Raw genomic sequence first — 5,542 nt, forward strand, 5'->3', positions numbered from 1 at the left:
TGCGCGGTGACTGGGGCGAGACCGACGAGGCCACCCGCCAAGCCAATGATGTCGCAATCCGCGGGGACGATCCGATGATCTCCCACTTCAGGATCACGCCCGAACTGGTGTTGATCGTGAAAACCAGCGAGGACCACCGGACCACGGTGATCCAGCTTCCCGAAGAACGGGACATGATCTGACAGCACCATCGTCGTCTTCATCCACCTGCCGGAGCCACTTCACTCCGCCAGGGGTGTCGTGGCTCAATGATTCATCAAGGAGGAGCCCATGGCATCACATCGCATTGAAACCTACTGCCACAGGCTGGCGTTCCCCATCGGTGCGCTCATCTTCAGCAGAGGCATCGACCGCCTGGTCCGCACGGGTCGCCTCGACCCGATCCCGTACTTCAGGCGCCACACCCGTGGCGACTGGGGCGACGTCAACATCCAGCAATGGCAGGCCAACAGCACTGCACTGCAATCAGGTGCATCGCTGGAATCCCGCTACGTGATCCATCCGGGGCTGGCCATCCGCATCGTCACCGATGCGCAGCGCAGCGCCACCGTCATCGTGCTGCCGTCCGAAGACTGAGCACGATTCACCAGCAGGCCGCCACGGCCGGCAACTTCGACCACCTCGGCCAAGCGCCGATTTCCTTCCCACTACGGGGCATGCCATTGCCCCGCTGGGGGTGGTGCATGCCCCATTTTTCATTGGAGCATCACCATGTCCCTCGATCTCGAAACCACTGCCGCCGAAGCCGCGCCCGTCCAGGGCGAACTGCTCGATGCGGAATCTTCCCTTCTGACCCTGAGCCTTCAGGATTTCGTCGGCGAGTTCGGCGACGAACTGCTCGACGCCCTCAACAGCGCCAACCCGCCGGTCTATAACGGCCAGCCGCAGGCACACCGACAACTCGTCGTCGCCAGCCTCAAGCGCAAGCTGTTCCCGTCCCAGGCCGAAGTCGTCCACGCCGCCGCCGAGCTGCTGATCGACCGGGGCGAACGCGCCGCGATCGTCAATGGCGAGATGGGCTGCGGCAAGGTGCGCCGTATCGGCGCTTAGAAGAAGCGTAGCGCAAGCTACCAGGGCTACTGGAATGCCCTGTACTCACCGGACTTATCCCTGCCTGCAAGGGCTTGAATTCCGAAAGGAAGGGGGGAGTGCAGCATGTTCGGAAAAGGCCTTTTACCCAACAGCTATTAGCGGGGGCGGGCCAGAGTAAGACGTGTATGGTCAAAGCTGAATTGCCTGAAGTCTAGTTCCAAGCGGTCTACCAGTCCCGACGCTGGCGAAAGTAGCTGAAACGCCAGACTCGCGAGTTGTGGGAAATGTTTTGCCTCTCCCACAAACCAGTATCGCGAGCGCAACCCCGATCAGGGGATTACGGAACGAACGGACGACCTAACCACGTCGCATCTTTGTCTAAGCGTAAATGCGGGATCGCCTAAACAGGTCGTAAGACCTGCATGGCGACGGAGTCTTCGTATTACCCGATGTGGCCTCTGTAATGGAGGTTGCTGGCCGCAGCAGTAAGCGGCACCGACATGGCTATAAGCGAGCAGCAATGCGCGTGAAAGGCCCACTGTCCGGGGGGAAGGAAGACAGCTTATCTGTAACCAACTCATCGAAAAGGAGGTTGTGCTGATGCTAACCGACACTACTAATCGAAGGTTGGATGCGCTGGGAATCTTGTCTCAACAGGGCAAGCGCATCAACGGCCTTAGTCGTCTCATGGAAAACCCAATCCTGTGGAAGCAGGCGTATGTCAACATCTATGCGAATTCCGGTGCAACAACGGCCGGCGTAGATGGCTCGTCACTGGATGGTATGTCCTACGAGCGGCTGGCCGGCCTGATGGCCGCCGTCAAAAGCGGTAATTATCGCTTCAAGCCCGTGAGGCGAGTCCTCATTCCAAAGAGCAATGGGAAAACCCGTCCGCTCGGCATCCCCACTGGGGATGACAAGCTGGTACAGGAGGTTGTACGGATGCTTCTCGTGAAGATCTACGAGCCGGTCTTTTCCGACGACTCGCACGGTTTTCGCAACGGGCGTTCGTGCCACACCGCTCTCATGCAAGTCCGGCAGAAATGGACGGGCATGAAGTGGATCGTGAACATGGATATCAAAGGTTACTTCGACAACATCGACCATGAAGTTCTGGTGGATGTGCTTGCCAAACGCATTGACGATAAGCGCTTTCTTGGGCTGATTCATTCGATGCTGAAGGCGGGCTACATGGAGGACTGGAAGTTCCATGACACCTTCAGCGGGACACCGCAAGGCGGAGTTGTCTCCCCGGTCTTGGCCAACATCTACTTGCACGAACTCGACGAGTACGTTGCAGGGTTGAAGGCCGAATTCAACCGAGGAAACCGCCGGGCGTCGAACCGCGAGTACAAGCGGATCAGTGGTGCAATTGAACGGTTGATGAAACGCATTGATGCCTACAAAGCCGATGGCGACTCGCCAAAGGTCGAGGAAGCGAAGCGTGAATTGGCCGAACTTTATCTACGCCGCAAGGCACTGAGCAGCTCCGACCCGATGGACGCCAATTACCGGCGTCTGGTGTATGTCCGGTATGCCGATGATTTTCTGATCGGCATCATCGGCAGTCGGGACGAGGCGGTAACCGTCATGCAGCGAGTCGCAGGTTTCATCAGCGACAAACTGCACTTGGAGATCGCTGAGGAAAAGTCCGGTGTGGTTCACGCATCGGACGGAGTTCGCTTTCTGGGGTACGACGTTCGCACGTACTCCGGTGATCGCAACGTGCGCACCGTCCGTTCAGGACGGAGCATCACAGCACGCAGCGTATCCGAGCGGATGCAATTGCACGTACCGGCTGAAAAGCTGCGTAGTTTCTGCCAGCGAAAGGGCTACGGCGTCTATGACGCTCACACCCCCACGCACAGGAGCGAACTGATCTCACTGAGCGAAGCGGAAATCGTTCAAACCTACAACGCTGAAATGCGAGGCCTTGCCAACTACTACGGTTTGGCGAACAGCGTCAGTCGTGTCCTGAACAAGCTCCATCACCTCTGGTTGACGAGTTTGTGGAAGACATTGGCGGCAAAACGTCGTTCGACCGTCACGAAGGTAGCGCGGAGCATGAAGCGCCAGGGTGGATACGTACTGGCTGTTCGGGGTAACTCGGACTCCCACACTTTTCCCATCTACAGCCTGAAAGACATAAGGAAAGAACCCATCACGTTCCAGAGTATTGACCTACCCCCCAAGACTTGGGTTTTCACGCATAGCCGCTCGGAGTTGATCCAGCGGCTCGAAGCGAGGAAGTGCGAGTACTGCGGGACCACCGAAGGCAGTTTCCAAGTGCATCACATTCGGAAGCTGAAGGACGTGGACAAAGGGAAGTACCTCTGGCCACAGGTGATGTCATGGCGCCGTCGCAAGACTTTGGTGCTGTGCGTTCCTTGCCATCAGAAGCTACACGCAGGCGTTCTTTGAAAGGACTGTTCCTAGTCAAGTAAGTGGAGAGCCGGATACGCTGAAAGGTGTAAGTCCGGTTCGGAGGGGGGCTGACGGGTGATCCTTTACGGGACGCCCGCAGCCTACCCTACACGACCGTCGGCATTGCCACGGCCGCCGTCCTCAACGCCGAAGGCTACCGCCGCACGCTGGTTCTTTCACCGCCCCACTTGGTCTACAAATGGCGGCGCGAGATCCAGGAGACGGTGGCCGGCGCGAAGGTCTGGGTGCTCAACGGCCCGGACACACTGGTCAAGCTCATCAAGCTGCGCGAGCAGTTGGGTGGGCAGCCGACCGGCCAGGAGTTCTTCGTCCTGGGGCGCGTGCGGATGCGGATGGGCTTTCACTGGAAGCCGGTCTTCACCCTGCGGCATACGCGCCACGGCAACGTGGGCGCGTGCCCGGACTGCGGCACGGTCATCACCGACCTCGACGGCGAGCCGGTCAACCCGATCGAACTCGAAGCCGAGGAATACCGCAGGAAGTGCAGCCATTGCGCTGCGCCGCTGTGGACCCTGATCCGCCCGAGAGGTCTGTCCGCCAGCGACCAGTCCTCGGCTGTTCTCAAAGCCCTGACGCGCATTCCGACCATCGGTCAGGTTACGGCGCAGAAGCTGATGCAGAAGTTCGGCGACGGCTTTCTTGCCTCGATGCTGGGCGACAACATCCACGAGTTCATCAACTTGATGGACGGCAACGGCGAGCTGGTGTTTTCTGACCGTCAGGCCACGCGCATGGAACGTGCGATGGCCAACATGGAGTTCGGCTTTGGCGAGGGCGGCTATCAGCCGTCCGAGTTCATCAAGCGGTACTTGCCGCAAGGCACGTTCGATCTGCTCATCGCTGATGAAGCGCATGAGTACAAGAACGGTGGCAGTGCCCAAGGTCAGGCCATGGGCGTGCTGGCGGCGAAGGCTCGCAAGACCTTGCTGCTGACTGGCACGCTGATGGGCGGCTATGGGGACGACCTGTTCGTGCGACGTGAAGTCGCTTGATTCATTGTTTCACCGCTTCGGCGGCAGGAAGCCTGATGTTCCGTCATCAGTAGCCTATCGGTGCATGCGTGGTTGGTAACGACTGCGTGTGAAGCCACCGAGACAATGTAGACCGGCGCAAGCCAAGTGGAGGCCGTGAGGCTGACACTGCATCTGCGAGCATCAATGCGGTTGGGTCGCTAGGCTGGTTGGTATGGTTAACGCAAGTGAAGTGCTGATAAACGTCGTCACGTCTGATAGAGCCAAAGATGCTGACAGGCTCTTTCCCAAAATGGGGCTGTAGCTGGACATCCCTTTGAATAGTGGGGATGCACGGACATTCATAGCTACCGGCGAAAAGGCACAACCTAATCCGACCTTGTGAATCAAGTGAAACACGGTAAGCCCGTATCTCTGCCCCTCGGGGCAGGCAGACCGCAAGGAATGCTGTTGGAGGTGCGGGTAGAGGAATGTGGAGAAAGCGAATGCCGCTCTGTAATGGGGCGGATAGGGATTGAGCCGCAAGGCGACATCATCCCGCGCGAAAGCGAGCAGACTTCCACTTGGTCTTTCTCTACGAGAAAACTTGTCCAACCTTCTTCAAGAGGGAATTGCAGATGACTACGCAAGAAATTGCTTGCGCGGGTGCGCCCTCACGCGAATCGGTCACATGGCACAGCATCGACTGGGCCAAGTGTCACCGTGAAGTGCGAAGGCTCCAAGCGCGTATCGTAAAGGCAACGCGGGAAGGGAAACACGGCAGGGTGAAAGCCTTGCAGTGGATTCTGACCCACTCGTTCAGCGGCAAAGCTTTGGCCGTCAGACGAGTCACCGAGAACCAAGGCAAAAGAACTCCGGGCGTGGATGGCATCACGTGGTCCACACCGGAGGCCAAGTCTCAAGCGGTCCAATCGCTGCGGCGGCACGGTTACAAGCCAATGCCGTTGAAGCGAATCTACATCCCAAAGTCGAATGGCAAATTGCGGCCACTCGGGATTCCGACGATGAAGGATCGGGCAATGCAGGCGCTGCACTTGCTTGCGCTCGAACCGGTCTCGGAAACGACGGGCGACCTGAACTCCTATGGGTTCCGT

Annotated in this window: 3 protein-coding genes and 3 pseudogenes; all 6 read left to right on the forward strand. The window is 58.5% G+C overall.

Translation table 11 applies throughout. The features are described 5' to 3' along the window. Window positions 1-182 (forward strand): annotated as a pseudogene (locus C1I89_RS18775) (methyltransferase); the annotation flags it as partial. Window positions 183-270: 88 nt separating this feature from the next. Continuing rightward, complete coding sequence (locus tag C1I89_RS18780) at window positions 271-576, forward strand: hypothetical protein (RefSeq protein WP_033448819.1); 306 nt, start codon at window positions 271-273, stop codon at window positions 574-576. Window positions 577-711: 135 nt separating this feature from the next. Next, window positions 712-1,029: pseudogene (locus tag C1I89_RS18785) on the forward strand (DEAD/DEAH box helicase); the annotation flags it as partial. 603 nt (window positions 1,030-1,632) lie between these two features. Continuing rightward, complete coding sequence (locus C1I89_RS18790; protein WP_012248428.1) at window positions 1,633-3,453, forward strand: reverse transcriptase domain-containing protein; 1,821 nt, start codon at window positions 1,633-1,635, stop codon at window positions 3,451-3,453. Window positions 3,454-3,566: 113 nt separating this feature from the next. Then, window positions 3,567-4,448 (forward strand): annotated as a pseudogene (locus C1I89_RS18795) (DEAD/DEAH box helicase); the annotation flags it as partial. Between the two features lie 617 nt (window positions 4,449-5,065). Then, window positions 5,066-5,542, forward strand: a 477-nt coding sequence (locus tag C1I89_RS18800) for a reverse transcriptase N-terminal domain-containing protein (protein ID WP_181391001.1), incomplete at its 3' end; no start/stop codon positions are given.

The organism is Achromobacter pulmonis (genome assembly GCF_002885955.2).
Taxonomy (GTDB): domain Bacteria; phylum Pseudomonadota; class Gammaproteobacteria; order Burkholderiales; family Burkholderiaceae_B; genus Achromobacter; species Achromobacter pulmonis_A.